A 13,751-nucleotide genomic window follows, 5' to 3' on the forward strand; every position below is an offset into this window, starting at 1 on the left:
TTTCCGGATCATGCTCCAGCTGCGCCGCCAGCCGAGGAAAAGCGGAAGCGAGCCGCCGCAAATTCTGTCACGGAGCGTCACCGGATCGGAATTTTTCAGGAAACTGGGATGGTATTGCTGGAGGCCACGACCAGAATTGAACTGGTGTAAACGGTTTTGCAGACCGCTGCGTAACCACTCCGCCACGTGGCCCCAGGCGGGGCGTTAGATACAGGCGATCAGGGGGCTAGGCAACCGCCCTAGCTGCATTCTTTGCAAGGTCCGGTGCTTTCACCGAAATCCGGCTGTCAGGGAGACCTGCCGGGTCCGGTGGAAAGGCTTGGCACCGGCTGTGAATTCCCGCGCAGCAAGCCCTTGTGTTTGCGGGAACAATCCTCAGTCACGGATGTGTTGAGATGCTGCGGAAAACCCGCCTGACGAATAGCCGGCTCGGTGGCCTTCGACGCCATCAGCAGGCGGCGTACCAGCCTTCCGGGAACGGGATCAGCGGCCACGCCCGCCCATTGTCGTTGGCGGCCTTCCGCTTTAAGGGCGAACGAAACAGCGGCAATTGAGCGAGAAGAGCGAACATTTTGTCCTCCCCATGATCCAGCGCCAACTCGCTCCGGACCACATCCAGCAACTGATCAAATTCTGCTTCGCTCATTTTGCGCTCTCCCCAAATCTCGGGTGGCGCAACCTCGCAAAACATTTTTGTTTTCGAATTGAGCGGATCGCTCAAATTGTAACGACCCGGCGGCCGGAGCCGCCTTGGTTAACAATGTCCTATTGTTCCCTGCGCCGACCCTAATCGATCGCATCAGCTGGAAAGTGTGAGACGAGTCACATTTTCCCGGAAAAATTTCCCGTAATCGACAGCGGTTGCCGATCACCCTACTGCGCGCATCGGCAGGAGCAAAGGGAAATTGCGTCATGGGTCAAAGACCGATTCAAATCAGGCGCTCTGGGCGCCCTGCGGCGCTGCTCGGGTTGCTGCTGACACTGGCCTCAGCGACGTCCGCCTTCGCCGTCGGGACGCCGGAGCAGCGCCGGGCCTGCACCCCGGACGTCTACCGTCTGTGCGCCGGCGAAATTCCCAATGTCCGCGCCATCACCGAGTGCCTGCGGCGCCAGAAGGCCAGCCTGAGCGAGGCCTGCCGCGCGGTCTTCGAGCAGTAAGGACCCTCTCCTCCCTCAGAGCTTCCGGCGCCGGCGGAAATCGCGCTGCCGCCGCGGCTTTGGCCGCGGCGCAAGCTCAGGATTCGAGCCCTGAACCTCGCGAAAACGCGCCAGCATCCGACCAAAGGCGGCTTGCAGCGTGGCGGCGATTTCCGGCCGCTTGTCCAGTGCTGCCATCAGCACCGCCGCCGCCTCCAGCGTCGACAAACCGTCACGACGCGGCTCGCGACGCAGTTGCCCATAGGCCGAGGGTCGCTTCGGCCCCAGGATCACGCGCTGGCATTTCAGCATCCATGGATTGCGCCACCACAATGCCTTCGCCTGGCTCCAGGTACCGTCGAGCAGCACCACGCCCTCGATGCGTTCCAGGATCGCACGCTGGTTCTCGGCCATCTCGCCCTTGCGGTTAAGCGCGACGACCTCCTTTCCCGGATCGAGCGCGGCGGCCTTTGCCGAGCCGAGATAGAGCACCGCCCAGCGCGAGGGGTCAGCGACAGGTCGGCCCAGCGCCTTGGCAAGGCTCGGCCAGGACAACCCGACCTTCATGACCGCGTTCGCAAAGTGCAGCGCGGTCAATCGCGCGGTGCCAAGCGCGCGGTCCTGCTCCTGTGGATGCTGCAGGATCAAAAGCGAAAGCCGGCTCTGCAGGGGGGTGACGCTGTCGCAGATGCATAGCGGCAACGGCTTCCGGCAGCGCGGGCAGTCCGCGACGGCGTCCGCGCCGGCGACATCTTCGGCTGGATTTGAGGCTGGGTCCGACATTGCGCCGCCTATACGCCCACAGGCCGCAGGCTTCAACACGACCTGAAAGCGCAAGCGCCCCTCCCGCAACCTGTTTGTTTTGCTGAGACAGGCAACAACGTATTCGCCATGCCGGATACCGCCTTGGCGCAAGGCGGAACCGAGTCTAATATTACAATTGCAATAATACAGTTGCGCTGAACGCCCGCGGGGGCGCGCTCTGGTCCGGCGAAGGTCGAGTGAGGCTCGACCCCTGACACGTACCTTCGGACACAGAGCCACATGAGTGGTGGACTCTATGCCCGACGTCATTCCGGTGACCCCGGACAACGCAGATGAGAAGCTTGCGGACTTGCCGCGACTGGTCAGGCTCGCTCTTGGTTTTGCTGCGCGATTAAGGCGCGGCACGCTTGACATCGCCCTGCCCGATGGCCGCACCATGAGAATGGGCGGCCTGGAGCCCGGGCCCGCGGCGGCGATGACCGTCTACAACTACGGCTTTGCCTACCGCCTTGTGAACGGCGGCGACATTGGAATTGCGGAAGCCTATCTCAACGGCGACTGGGACACGCCGGACCTGACGCAATTTCTCTACTTGTTCTGCGTCAATCACGACCTGATCCAGGCCATGCTGGCCAACAAGCCGCTGATCCGCTTCGTGCAGGTGGTGCGGCACTGGTTCAACCGCAACACCAAACGTCAGGCCAAGCGAAACATCTACGCGCATTACGACATCGGCAACGCCTTCTATTCAGCGTGGCTCGATTCGAGCATGACCTATTCGTCGGCGCTGTTCGATGATGACGCCGCTGATCTCACCTCGGCGCAGAAGAACAAGTACCGCAGGCTTGCCGAAGCCATCGATTTGCGGCCCGGACAGAAGCTCCTGGAGATCGGCTGCGGCTGGGGCGGCTTTGCCGAATATGTCGCCAAGACCTTCGGCGCCAAGGTCGTCGGACTGACGATCAGCAGGGAGCAGCGCGATTTTGCGCAAAAGCGAATTCACGAGGCGGGCCTTGCCGAGACAGTCGAGATCAGGCTGCAGGATTATCGCGACGAGCGCGATCACTACGACCGCATCGCCTCGATCGAAATGATCGAGGCGGTCGGCGAGCAGTTCTGGCCGAAATACTTCTCCACGCTCGCGGATCGACTCAAGCCATCAGGGCTTGCCGGCATCCAGGCCATCACAATTCAGGACAGCATGTTCCAGTCCTACCGGCGCGAGGTCGATTTTATCCAGCGCTATGTGTTTCCGGGCGGCATGCTGCCCTCGCCCCAGGTCCTGAAGATGCTCGGCGACCGCTTCGGAATACCTGTCATCCGCGAGCGCATTTTCGGGCAAGATTATGCCAAGACGCTGGCGACCTGGCGGGACAATTTTCGCGCTGCCTGGCCCAATCTGAAGCCGCTCGGCTTCGACGACCGTTTCCGGCGGCTGTGGGAGTATTATCTGGCCTATTGCGAAGCCGGATTCCTGTCCGGCAACATCGACGTGCGGCAGGTGGTCTTCGCAAAGCAACGATAAATAAGCTGGCTTGCAACTGCCGGCCGACCTATTACGTGTGCTGGACCCCCGAGGAAACGACCGGCATTTCAAGAACATGATCTTCAACAAAGACGTCGTCGAGGCAATCGGCAACACCCCCCTCATCAAGCTCGTGCGCGCATCCGAGGCGACCGGCTGCACCATTCTCGGCAAAGCCGAGTTCATGAATCCGGGCCAGTCCGTGAAGGACCGCGCCGGCAAGTGGATGATTCTCGAAGCCGAGAAGCGAGGCGAGCTCAGGCCCGGCGGGCTCGTGGTGGAGAGCACCGCCGGCAACACCGGCATCGGGCTTGCGCTTGTGGCGAGTGCCCGCGGGTACCGGACGTTGATCCTCATTCCGGACACCCAGAGCCAGGAAAAGAAGGACATGCTACTGCTGTCCGGTGCCGAGCTTCTCGAGGTACCGGCGCTGCCCTATTCCAACCCTAACAACTACCAGCACGTCGGTCGCCGCCTCGCCGAACAGTTGCGCAAGACCGAGCCCAACGGCGTGCTGTTCGCCGACCAGTGGAATAATCTCGACAACCCCAAGGCGCATTACGAATCGACGGGTCCGGAGATCTGGCAGCAGACCGAGGGCAAGATCGACGGCTTCATCTGCTCCGTCGGCACCGGCGGCACGCTCGCCGGCATCAGCCGTTATCTGAAGGAGAAGAACAAGAACATCGTGATCGGCTGCGCCGATCCGAATGGCTTTGCCATGTACGAGTATTTCAAGCACGGCGAAGCCAAGAATTCGCCCGGCAACTCGATCACCGAAGGCATCGGGCTCGGCCGCGTGACGCCCGTCATCGAAAGCGCGGGCAAGGTCGACGAGGCCTATATCATTCCCGACGAGGAAGCGGTCAACGTGATCTTCGAGCTTACCGAGCGCGAGGGTCTTTGCCTCGGCGGCTCGACCGGCATCAACGTCGCCGGCGCGATCCGCCTTGCCCGCCAGCTCGGCCCTGGCCACACCATCGTGACCATTCTGGCCGACTCCGGCGGACGCTATCAGTCCAAGCTGTTCAATCCGGAGTTCATGCGCGGAAAGAAACTGCCGGTGCCGACGTGGCTCGAGAAGCGCACGAAGATCGACGTGCCGTTCGAGTAAGGCGCGGTGTGCGGGGAGCTAACCCCGGAGATGAAGGATTCCAATCGGCCGGCGGACGACGCGACGGTCCAGGTCGACGAATCCACCGGGACGCCGACGACGTCTGCGCTGTTTCTAGCCGCTCTGGGCCACCTGCGCGCCGGCCGTGCAGGCGATGCAGAGGCCTGCTGCCGGGAGGCCCTCGCGCTCGACAGCGAGCACGCTGACGCGCTGCATCTGATGGGCCTCCTTGCCTTGCAAGTCGAACAGTACGGCCAGGCCACGGACTGGATCGCGCGCGCAATCCAGCGCGAGCCGAAGCCGATTTATTTGACCAGTCTCGGCACCTGCCTCTCGAGGCAAGACCGAGGCGAGGAAGCTCTGCAGGTCTTCGACAAGGCCGTCCAGCTCAAACCTGACGATGCCAATCTCTGGCGCGACCTTGCCAACGCGCTGGTCGCCCTCGAACGCACGGACGAGGCTGTCCTGAGCCTTCAGCATGCACTCAAGCTCAACCCGCAGCACTGGGAGACGGCGAACCAATGCGCGGTTCTTCTCCACGGTCTCGGCCGTGTCGAGGAGTCCCTTTCCTATCTCGACCTCTGCGACGCGTTGCGGCCCAACGACGTCGCAACGCTGCAGAGGCAGGCTGCGTGCCTTAGCAACCTGAAACGGTTCGAGGACGCGCTCAGCCTTTGTCACAGGTCGCACACGCTTGCGCCCCACGACGCCGCCATTTGCAACAATCTCGGCACCGTCCTTCGTTCCCTGGGCCGGGACGAGGACGCCTTGCCATGGCTCGACCGCGCGCTCTCGCTTCAACCGGGCTTCCGAGACGCGCTGCATAACAGGGCCGCCGCACTCGCGAAAATTCGCAAACTCAGCGAAGCCATGGCGGTCTATGAGCAACTCAGGACGGACGATCCGACCGATGCCTTGGCCGAGTTGGGGATTGCCCATCTCCAGTTGCTGACAGGCAATTTCGGGGCGGGCTGGGCCGGCCGCGAGGCGCGCTGGAAGATGCGGCGAAACTATCCACAATTCGCACAACCCGTGTGGCTCGGACGGCAAAGCCTTGCGGGCAAGACGATTCTGGTCGCCTCCGATGAAGGCCTGGGAGACACTTTACAGTTTGTCCGCTACGTGCCCATGCTGGCCGAACGCGGCGCGCGCGTCGTCCTTGTCGTTCAGGACCCGCTCTATCCGCTGTTGTCGAAATTGCCAGGAATCTCGCAGTGCCTTCCAATGTCGGCAACCCGTCTGCCGCCATTCGACTTTCACTGTCCGCTCATGAGCCTGCCGCTCGCCTTTGGCACTACATTGCAGACGATCCCGGCGTCGATCCCCTATCTGCCTGCGCCCGATGATGATCGTGTGCAGGCTTGGCAGCGGCGCCTCGGCACGCATGATCGGCTGCGCGTGGGGCTTTGCTGGGCAGGGAATCCAGGGCAGCCGGACGATCACAACCGCTCCATCGCCTTACGCACATTTTTGCAGCTGTTCGACGCCGACGCGGTGTTCATCAGCGTCCAGAAGGAGACGAAACCGGAAGACCAAGCGGCGCTGCGGGAGATGACCGGCATGATCGACATGACCGGCCACCTCACCGATTTTGCCGAGACGGCGGCGCTGCTCAGCTGCCTCGACCTCGTGATATCAGTGGAGACCAGCGTGGCCCACCTTGCCGGTGCGCTGGGACGTCCGACCTGGACGCTGCTGTGCTACACGCCGGATCACCGCTGGCTGCTCGATCGCGACGACAGCCCTTGGTACCCAAGCATGCGGCTGTTTCGACAGGATAGCCCTGGAGACTGGCAGGGCGTTTTCGATCGGGTGAGACGCGCGCTTGAGAAGGAAATCGCATCCCTTCAGGCCGATGTAGCGTTCATTCCGGAATGATGCTTTAGCCTGATCCCACCGGATGCCGTCCTAGTGCCGCAAAATCTGGCTCAGGAACAGCTTGGTACGCGCGTGCTGTGGATTGGCGAAGAAATTTGCTGGCGTGTTGGACTCGATGATCTGGCCCGCATCCATGAACACCACGCGGTTCGCGACTTCCCGCGCAAAGCCCATCTCGTGCGTTACCACCAGCATGGTCATGCCCTCCTTGGCGAGGTCGACCATGGTGTCCAGCACCTCCTTGACCATTTCGGGGTCGAGCGCCGAGGTCGGCTCGTCGAACAGCATCACCTTGGGGCTCATGGTGAGTGCGCGCGCGATCGCGACGCGCTGCTGCTGGCCGCCGGACATCTGACCCGGATATTTCTGCGCCTGTTGCGGGATCTTGACCCGCTCCAGATATTTCATCGCCGCAGCCTCCGCGTCCTTCTGCGGAATATTGCGCACCCAGATCGGCGCGAGCGTGCAGTTCTCCAGCACGGTCAGGTGCGGGAACAGGTTAAAACTCTGGAACACCATGCCGACCTCGCGGCGCACCTCGTCGACGCGTCGCAGGTTCGGACCGAGCGCGATGCCGTCGACGACGATCTCGCCTTCCTGGAATTCCTCAAGCGCGTTGATGCAGCGGATCAGGGTCGACTTGCCCGAGCCGGACGGGCCGCAGATCACGATGCGCTCGCCCTTGCCGACTTCGAGATTGATGTCGCGCAGCACGTGGAAGTCGCCGTACCACTTGTTGAGGCCCTTGATGCTGACAATCGGATTTTCGGTCATGATGGTCTCGGTTCAGTTGCGCCGGAACGGATTGAGCCGGTGCTCGACAAAGAGCGAGTAGCGCGACATTCCAAAGCAGAAGGTGAAATAGATCAGCCCGCAGAAGGCAAAGCCGGTAAAGGCGGTGGTCGGCGTGGCCCAGTTCGGATCGGAGAATGAGGCGCGGAGCTGCCCGAGCAGGTCGAACAGCGCCACGATCGACACCAGGGAAGTGTCCTTGAACAGCGCGATGAAGCTGTTGACGAGGCCGGGAATGACATGGCGCAGCGCCTGCGGCATCACCACGAGCGCCGTCGTCTTCCACCAGGACAGCCCGAGCGCGCTCGCGGCCTCCCCCTGCCCGCGCGGAATGGCCGCCAATCCGCCACGGATCACCTCGGCCTGATAGGCACCGGCAAACAGCGCGATTCCGATCAGCGCACGCATCAAACCATCGACCGTGAAATTGCCGGGCAGGAACAGGGGCAGCATGTAGGTGGCGAAGAACAGCACCGTGATCAGCGGCACGCCGCGCCAGAACTCGATAAAGATGATCGAGAAGACGCGGATCAGCGGAATGGTCGCGCGCCGCCCGAGCGCAAGCGCAACACCGATCGGCATCGAGGTGACGATGCCCGTGACGGACACCACCAGCGTGACCAGGAGGCCGCCCCAGAGCCTGGTATCGACCACCGGCAAGCCGTGACCGTCGAGGCCCATCACCGCGATGACGATGGCGATTCCGGCAAAACTTGCCAACGAGGTCGCAAGCGCGCGCCATCCGGTGCGCACGCCGCCGGCAAGCGCGAACAGCAGCACCGATACGATGATCGCGGTCAGCCCGAAATCGACCCAGACGGGATAATGCGAGCTCTGGATCTGGTCGCGCGCCCAGACCAGCGGTGTGAGGATCAGTGCCAGCGTCACGCCGATCAGCGCGACGATCTGACCCAACAGCCACAACAGCGATCCGACCACCGGCGTGGTGGCCGCCGCCCGCACCAGCGCGTCGCCGGCACTCTTGATGCTGTCGGCGAAGGCCGCAAGCAGGCTCGTGATCCAGCTCACGCCAAAGCCGCTCAGGCCTCCGCCATGCAGCAGGAAGAACGCGACCACCGGAAAGGCCAGGAAGAATAGGCCCGCGTTCAAACCCTTGGCAGGCAACCGCGGGATCAGCATCGGCACCAGCAGCACGGCGGCGATCACGAAGGTCAGGTTGACCCGCCAGCGCTCCTCGACCGGATAGAAGCCGTAGATGAACTGGTCGAGCTTGGCGCCGATATAGGGCCAGCAGGCGCCGACGGGATGCCCGGCGTTTTCCGCAAGGCACGCGTTGCGGTCGGTGCCGTGCCAGACGGCGTCGACCAGCAGGAATCTGAGCGCGGGGACGACGGTGTACCAGACCAGCAGGATGCCGAGGATCGTGAGCAGGATGTTGGTCGGCGAGTTCAACAGCCGTGTCCGGATGAAACCGATGAAGCCCGTGGTTTTGACCGGCGCGGGCCGCTCGGCGACCATCGCATCGCGAACGAAAGAGGATGCGGTGACGTCGGTCATTGCGCGAGGCTCCGGCTCAGCCGCCATCCGTAGAAGCTCATGATCGCGCTCGTGGTCAGCGACAGCAGGAGATAGACCCCCATGGTGATGGCGATGATCTCGATCGCTTGGCCGGTCTGACTCAGCGTCGTTCCCGCGAACACCGAGACGAGGTCGGGATAGCCGATCGCGACCGCGAGCGAGGAATTCTTGGTCAGGTTCAGATACTGGTTGGTCAGCGGCGGCAGGATCACCCGTAGCGCCTGCGGCACCACGATCAGCTGCAAGGTCGTGCCTCGGCTGAGCCCCAGCGATGCGCCCGCTTCCATCTGTCCCCTGTGCACCGACAGGATCCCAGCGCGCACGACCTCGGCGATGAAGGCCGCCGTGTAGGTCGACAGCGCGACCGTCAGCGCGACGAACTCTGGAATGACGCGCGTGCCGCCGGCGAAGTTGAAGCCCTTGAGCTGCGGTACTTCAAAACTTAGCGGCGCGCCGAAGATCAGCGCACTCAGAAGCGGTAACCCGACGAGAAGCCCGAGGACATAGGGCCAGATCCTGATCGCCCTTCCCTTCTGGAACAATTGCCGGCGCGCGTAGTAGCGCAAGGCCAGTACAGCGATGACCGCAACGGCGACGGCAATGAGGAACGGCTCCCATCCGGATTCGCCGATCGCCCGGGGGATGACCAGGCCTCGGTTGGAGAGAAAGAAGCTGTTGAACAGCGAGATGCTCTGCCGCGGGCCGGGCAAGGCGGCAAGCACCGCGAGATACCAGAACAGGATCTGGAACAGGAGCGGCAGGTTGCGCACCAGCTCGACATAAGCGCCTGCGACGCGCGACAACAGCCAGTTCGGCGACAGCCGCCCCAGACCGACAACGAACCCGATCACGGTGGCAAAGAAAATGCCGATGATCGAGACCAGGAAGGTATTGAGCAGGCCGACCAGGAACACCCGCGTATAGGTGTCAGAGCCGGAATAAGGAATAAGGCTCTGGCTGACGTCAAAGCCCGCGGTGTTCTTCAAAAAGCCGAAGCCGGAGGTGATTCGCTGGGCCTCAAGATTCGTCCGGGCGTTGGCTATGATCTCATAGCCAATCCAGGCCAGTGCGATCACGAACACGATCTGCAGTGCGACGCCGCTCCAACCCGAGCGGCCGCCGAGCGCCCGCTTGAGGCGGAATATGAGTTGCGGCGGTGGTGACCTTGCTTCGATACTCATCGCCGCAACCGTTGGCCCAGGTAGCAGAGATCAGCGGATCGGCGGCGCGTACTGGATGCCGCCCTTGTTCCAGAGCTGGTTCAGCCCACGGGCGATCTGCAATTTGGAGCCGGCGCCGACATTGCGGTCGAAGGATTCGCCGTAATTGCCGACCGCCTTGATGATACGGTAGAACCAGTCCTTGGTGAGGCCGAGCTGCTCGCCAAGATTGCCATCGGTGCCGAAGGCACGCTTCAGCTCGGGCTTGTCCGATTTCGACATCTCGTCGAGGTTCTTTTGGTTGACGCCCATCTCCTCGGCATCGACCATCGCAAACAGCACCCACTTCACGATGTCGAACCACTGGTCGTCGCCATGGCGGACCATCGGTCCCAGCGGCTCCTTCGAGATCACCTCGGGCAGCACCACATGGTCGGCGGGATTTGCGAGCTTGAGCCGCTCGGCATAGAGCTGGGACACGTCGGAGGTAAACACGTCGCAACGGCCGGATTCATAGGCCTTGACCGTCTCGTCCGCACCGGCGAACGCGATCACCTCATACTTCATGTTGTTGCCCTTGAAGTAGTCGGCGAGGTTCTGCTCGGTGGTGGTGCCGGTCTGCACGCAGACGGAGGCGCTATTGAGCTCAAGGGCCGAATTCACCTTCAGCGATTTTTTCACCAGGAATCCCTGGCCGTCATAATAGGTCACGCCCGTGAAATTGGCGCCCAGCGAGGTGTCGCGCGACAGCGTCCAGGTGGTGTTGCGCGAGAGCACGTCGATTTCGCCCGACTGCAGCGCCGTGAAGCGGTCCTTGGCCGAGAGCGGCACGAATTTCACCTTGGTCGGATCGTCGAAGATCGCCGCCGCAATGGCGCGGCACACGTCGACATCGAGCCCGGTCCAGTTGCCCTTGTCGTCGGGCGAGGAGAAGCCCGGCAGGCCCTGGCTGACGCCGCAGGACAGCATGCCCCGATCCTTGATCGTCTTGAGCGTTTCCGCCGAAGCGGCTTGGGCCGAGAAAGCAGCGGCGGCAGCGAGGGTGAACAGGAGGGATACGCGTTTCATGGCTAGGCCTTTTCAAGGGGTCCTTGGGTACGTTGGCTGATCAATGCGCGTAACGTCGATGAGGCCAGCCCTGCGATCCCCGCGCGGCAAACGTCAAACCGAAGACGGTTAACGTCCCGACCGGCCAAGCAATGGATCGAAGGTCGCGGCAGGCCCCTCAACGTGCGGCGACTGAATAGCTCCCCCGCATCACAGAACGACTGGCGGGCCGGGTCAAGGGGTTGACGCACCGCTTCCATATTCTGTTATTAACGATTTCGCCCGGATGCGCCGGGCCTCGCCCGCAAATGGCGAACGAAACTTCTGGTAGCGACCAAAGAATGAGCTCCGTGAACGACACCGGATCAGGCCATCCCCTCAATGCGGAAACCAGGCTGGTGACCGCCGGGCGCGACACAAGGGCGCAGAAGGGCTTTGTCAATCCCCCTGTTGTTCACGGTTCCACCGTGCTCTACCCGACCGCGGCCGACCTGCACGCCCATACGGGCGAGTACCGGTATGGCCGTTACGGCACACCGACGACCAAGGCCTTTCAGCAGACGCTGATGGCCCTCGAGGGCCCGCAATGCGCGGGCGTTGCGATCGCGCCGTCGGGGCTCGCCGCCATCTCGACCACCCTGCTCTCGGTTCTCAGGGCCGGCGACCACATCCTGGTCTGCGACAACGTGTATCGGCCGACGCGCCAGATCTGCAACATCGTGCTGACACGTCTTGGCGTCGAGACGACCTATTTCGATCCCCTGATCGGCACCGCAATCGAGACGCTGTTCAGACCCAACACCAGGGCAGTCCTGCTGGAGGCGCCAGGTTCGCAATCCTTCGAAATGCCTGACGTCCGCGCCATCGCCGCCGTGGCGCATGGGCGCGGCGCACTTGTCATCGACGACAACACCTGGGCCACGCCGCTGTTTCGCCGCGCGCTGGAGCAAGGCGTCGACATCAGCATGCAGGCCGCCACCAAATATATCGGCGGCCACTCCGACATCATGTTCGGCACGATTTCGGCCAACGCCGCGGCGTGGCCGATCATCCAGGAGACCACTCACCTGCTCGGCATCTGCGCCGGCCCCGACGACGTGTTCCTGGCGATGCGGGGCTTGAGGACGCTGGCCGTGCGGCTCGCCCAGCACTATCGTTCCGCGCTCGACATCGCGCGTTGGCTGCAGAGCCGGCCCGAAGTTATCAGGGTGTTGCACCCGGCACTGGAAAGCGATCCGGGACACGCGATCTGGAAGCGGGATTTCACCGGCGCCTCCGGCCTGTTCAGCATCGTGATCCAACCCAAGCCGCAGGCCGCGGTCGACGCCTTCCTCGACGCCCTGACCCTGTTCGGAATGGGCTATTCCTGGGGTGGCTTCGAAAGCCTCGCCATTCCCTTCGACTGCGCGGAGTATCGAACCGCCACCAAATGGGCCCCGGAGGGCCCGACCGTGCGGCTCCATATCGGCCTGGAAAATGTCGATGATCTGAAGGCCGATCTGGAACGCGGATTTGTGGCGTTCAATAAGGCCTGAGCCGCTGCGCATCGGAGAGTCGGCGTGACGGACATTTCCAGTCGACCTGTACGACACAACATTCGCGCGTGGGCACTTGGCGATCTTTGACTTTGGTTCCTGAGGTTGCCAGCACTCAGCGATCGAGCGTCTCCGATCCCTTCGCGTGGTTCTTGAAGATCAGCATGAGGTTGCGGACATAGATGATGTTCGAAGCCAGCTGCCCGATTATGATGACAGGTTCGCGCTTGACCAGGCCGTAGATCAGCGTCAACAGACCGCCGCCGATCGAGAAGAACCAGAATGCCAGCGGCACCACGCTTTTTCCGGCGCGCTCGCTTGCGATCCACTGCACCAGGAAGCGGGCGGCGAAGGCGAGTTGTGCGATGAGGCCGAAAGCCAGCCAGAAATCAAACTTGGCGACGAAGATTTCGTAAACGTAATTGCTGAAGGCCTGCCCGAACTGGATCAGCATCATTTCACCTCGGTCGCAACGGGCGTCGGCCTCTTGCGGCGGATCAGCCACCACACGCCGAACAGGTCCAGGATCCCGATCCAGAGCCGATCGAAGAAGCCGTAATTCGACACGCCCGAATGCCTGGGACGGTCGATCACGTCAACATAGGCGACATCGAATCCTTCGCGTCGGACAAGCGCCGGGAGAAAGCGGTGCAGCCCGTCGAAATAAGGCAGCATCAGGAACACCTCGCGGCGAAACGCCTTCAGCCCACAGCCGGTGTCACGGGTGCCGTCGTGCAGGATGTAACTTCGGACCGCATTGGCCACGCGCGACTGCAATTTCTTGAAGCCGGTGTCCTTGCGCCCGACGCGCTGGCCTGCGGCGAGGCCGACCTTGGCGCCGCCCTTCTCGACTGCTGCGATCAGTTCAGGCAGAAAGGCCGGGTTGTTCTGACCGTCGCCGTCAAGTGTCGCCACGATTCCCCCGCGTGCCGCACGCACCCCGCTGCGCACAGCGGCCGACTGGCCGCTCGAGACGACATGTTTGAGCTGACGGATGTTGGGCCAGCGCCTCATGGCGTCGGCGAGCCGTTCCGCGGTTGCATCCGTCGAGCCGTCGTTGACGTAGATGATCTCGTAGTCCTGGCGGCCGTTCAGCGCAGCCGCAATCTCCTCGATCAGCGGGAGAATGTTGTCGGCTTCGTTGCGGACGGGGACGACGATGGAAACCGCCAAGGTCTTGTCGGAAACCGCTGGGTCGGAAGAAGGCAAATCGACGCTCGTCCCTGGGTTGGCCTGCCGCACGCCTGCGCAAATCGGGC

The 13,751-nt window shown here is 62.7% G+C and carries 13 protein-coding genes and 1 tRNA gene; 5 read left to right on the top strand and 9 right to left on the bottom strand.

Annotated features, from left to right (window positions below):
- Positions 1-118 precede the first annotated feature (118 nt).
- Positions 119-192 (bottom strand) — tRNA-Cys (locus A3AI_RS0138675).
- Positions 193-448: 256 nt separating this feature from the next.
- Positions 449-646, bottom strand: a complete 198-nt coding sequence (locus A3AI_RS0138680; RefSeq protein WP_024520636.1) for a hypothetical protein — start codon at positions 644-646, stop codon at positions 449-451.
- Positions 647-912: 266 nt separating this feature from the next.
- Between A3AI_RS0138680 and A3AI_RS44455 the strand changes: the two genes are divergently transcribed.
- Positions 913-1,158: a hypothetical protein gene (locus tag A3AI_RS44455; protein WP_036051331.1), complete on the top strand. Its 246-nt coding sequence runs from the start codon at positions 913-915 to the stop codon at positions 1,156-1,158.
- 15 nt (positions 1,159-1,173) lie between these two features.
- Here A3AI_RS44455 and A3AI_RS0138690 read toward each other — a convergent pair whose 3' ends face one another.
- Positions 1,174-1,920, bottom strand: a complete 747-nt coding sequence (locus A3AI_RS0138690; protein WP_024520637.1) for a tRNA-uridine aminocarboxypropyltransferase — start codon at positions 1,918-1,920, stop codon at positions 1,174-1,176.
- Positions 1,921-2,197: 277 nt separating this feature from the next.
- Here A3AI_RS0138690 and A3AI_RS0138695 point away from each other — a divergent pair, with 277 nt between their 5' ends.
- The 3 genes from A3AI_RS0138695 to A3AI_RS0138705 all read left to right on the top strand — a co-directional run bounded on the left by A3AI_RS0138695 (position 2,198) and on the right by A3AI_RS0138705 (position 6,419).
- Positions 2,198-3,427, top strand: coding sequence for an SAM-dependent methyltransferase (locus tag A3AI_RS0138695; protein ID WP_024520638.1), 1,230 nt, complete (start codon positions 2,198-2,200; stop codon positions 3,425-3,427).
- A gap of 76 nt (positions 3,428-3,503) precedes the next feature.
- Positions 3,504-4,541 carry a cysteine synthase A gene (locus tag A3AI_RS0138700; protein ID WP_024520639.1) on the top strand — a complete coding sequence of 346 codons (1,038 nt, stop codon included), beginning with the start codon at positions 3,504-3,506 and terminating at the stop codon, positions 4,539-4,541.
- A gap of 30 nt (positions 4,542-4,571) precedes the next feature.
- A complete protein-coding gene (locus A3AI_RS0138705; RefSeq protein ID WP_024520640.1) occupies positions 4,572-6,419 on the top strand; it encodes a tetratricopeptide repeat-containing glycosyltransferase family protein in 1,848 nt (615 codons plus the stop codon).
- Between the two features lie 30 nt (positions 6,420-6,449).
- On the opposite strand, the gene A3AI_RS0138710 is transcribed toward A3AI_RS0138705, so the two are convergent.
- From A3AI_RS0138710 to A3AI_RS0138725, 4 genes are read right to left on the bottom strand one after another with little or no spacing between them, the layout of a single operon-like run.
- Positions 6,450-7,193, bottom strand: coding sequence for an amino acid ABC transporter ATP-binding protein (locus A3AI_RS0138710; RefSeq protein ID WP_024520641.1), 744 nt, complete (start codon positions 7,191-7,193; stop codon positions 6,450-6,452).
- Positions 7,194-7,205: 12 nt separating this feature from the next.
- Complete coding sequence (locus tag A3AI_RS0138715) at positions 7,206-8,729, bottom strand: amino acid ABC transporter permease (protein WP_024520642.1); 1,524 nt, start codon at positions 8,727-8,729, stop codon at positions 7,206-7,208.
- Positions 8,726-9,931 carry an amino acid ABC transporter permease gene (locus A3AI_RS0138720; RefSeq protein ID WP_024520643.1) on the bottom strand — a complete coding sequence of 402 codons (1,206 nt, stop codon included), beginning with the start codon at positions 9,929-9,931 and terminating at the stop codon, positions 8,726-8,728. Before A3AI_RS0138720 ends, A3AI_RS0138715 begins: the two co-directional genes overlap by 4 nt.
- 30 nt (positions 9,932-9,961) lie before the next feature.
- Positions 9,962-10,978 carry an amino acid ABC transporter substrate-binding protein gene (locus A3AI_RS0138725; protein ID WP_024520644.1) on the bottom strand — a complete coding sequence of 339 codons (1,017 nt, stop codon included), beginning with the start codon at positions 10,976-10,978 and terminating at the stop codon, positions 9,962-9,964.
- Positions 10,979-11,298: 320 nt separating this feature from the next.
- Here A3AI_RS0138725 and metC point away from each other — a divergent pair, with 320 nt between their 5' ends.
- A complete protein-coding gene (gene metC / locus A3AI_RS0138730) occupies positions 11,299-12,492 on the top strand; it encodes a cystathionine beta-lyase (protein WP_024520645.1) in 1,194 nt (397 codons plus the stop codon).
- 115 nt (positions 12,493-12,607) lie between these two features.
- Here the strand turns inward: metC and A3AI_RS0138735 are convergent, their stop codons facing one another.
- Together A3AI_RS0138735 and A3AI_RS0138740 are read right to left on the bottom strand one after the other, a co-directional pair.
- Positions 12,608-12,946 (bottom strand): lipid-A-disaccharide synthase N-terminal domain-containing protein, encoded by a 339-nt coding sequence (locus tag A3AI_RS0138735; protein WP_024520646.1) that lies wholly within the window; start codon positions 12,944-12,946, stop codon positions 12,608-12,610.
- Positions 12,946-13,701 (bottom strand): glycosyltransferase family 2 protein, encoded by a 756-nt coding sequence (locus tag A3AI_RS0138740; RefSeq protein ID WP_051382729.1) that lies wholly within the window; start codon positions 13,699-13,701, stop codon positions 12,946-12,948. Before A3AI_RS0138740 ends, A3AI_RS0138735 begins: the two co-directional genes overlap by 1 nt.
- Positions 13,702-13,751: the final 50 nt, after the last annotated feature.

It is taken from the genome of Bradyrhizobium sp. Tv2a-2 (genome assembly GCF_000472425.1).
Classification (GTDB): Bacteria; Pseudomonadota; Alphaproteobacteria; order Rhizobiales; family Xanthobacteraceae; genus Bradyrhizobium.

Bases quoted from the DNA above. Each gene is read 5' to 3' on its own strand.
- A3AI_RS0138700 (WP_024520639.1), top strand. From the start codon at position 3,504: ATGATCTTCAACAAAGACGTCGTCGAGGCAATCGGCAACACCCCCCTC.
- A3AI_RS0138735 (WP_024520646.1), bottom strand. From the start codon at position 12,946: ATGCTGATCCAGTTCGGGCAGGCCTTCAGCAATTACGTTTACGAAATC.
- metC (WP_024520645.1), top strand. From the start codon at position 11,299: ATGAGCTCCGTGAACGACACCGGATCAGGCCATCCCCTCAATGCGGAA.
- A3AI_RS0138725 (WP_024520644.1), bottom strand. From the start codon at position 10,978: ATGAAACGCGTATCCCTCCTGTTCACCCTCGCTGCCGCCGCTGCTTTC.
- A3AI_RS0138710 (WP_024520641.1), bottom strand. From the start codon at position 7,193: ATGACCGAAAATCCGATTGTCAGCATCAAGGGCCTCAACAAGTGGTAC.
- A3AI_RS0138695 (WP_024520638.1), top strand. From the start codon at position 2,198: ATGCCCGACGTCATTCCGGTGACCCCGGACAACGCAGATGAGAAGCTT.
- A3AI_RS0138680 (WP_024520636.1), bottom strand. From the start codon at position 646: ATGAGCGAAGCAGAATTTGATCAGTTGCTGGATGTGGTCCGGAGCGAG.
- A3AI_RS0138715 (WP_024520642.1), bottom strand. From the start codon at position 8,729: ATGACCGACGTCACCGCATCCTCTTTCGTTCGCGATGCGATGGTCGCC.
- A3AI_RS44455 (WP_036051331.1), top strand. From the start codon at position 913: ATGGGTCAAAGACCGATTCAAATCAGGCGCTCTGGGCGCCCTGCGGCG.
- A3AI_RS0138720 (WP_024520643.1), bottom strand. From the start codon at position 9,931: ATGAGTATCGAAGCAAGGTCACCACCGCCGCAACTCATATTCCGCCTC.
- A3AI_RS0138705 (WP_024520640.1), top strand. From the start codon at position 4,572: ATGAAGGATTCCAATCGGCCGGCGGACGACGCGACGGTCCAGGTCGAC.
- A3AI_RS0138690 (WP_024520637.1), bottom strand. From the start codon at position 1,920: ATGTCGGACCCAGCCTCAAATCCAGCCGAAGATGTCGCCGGCGCGGAC.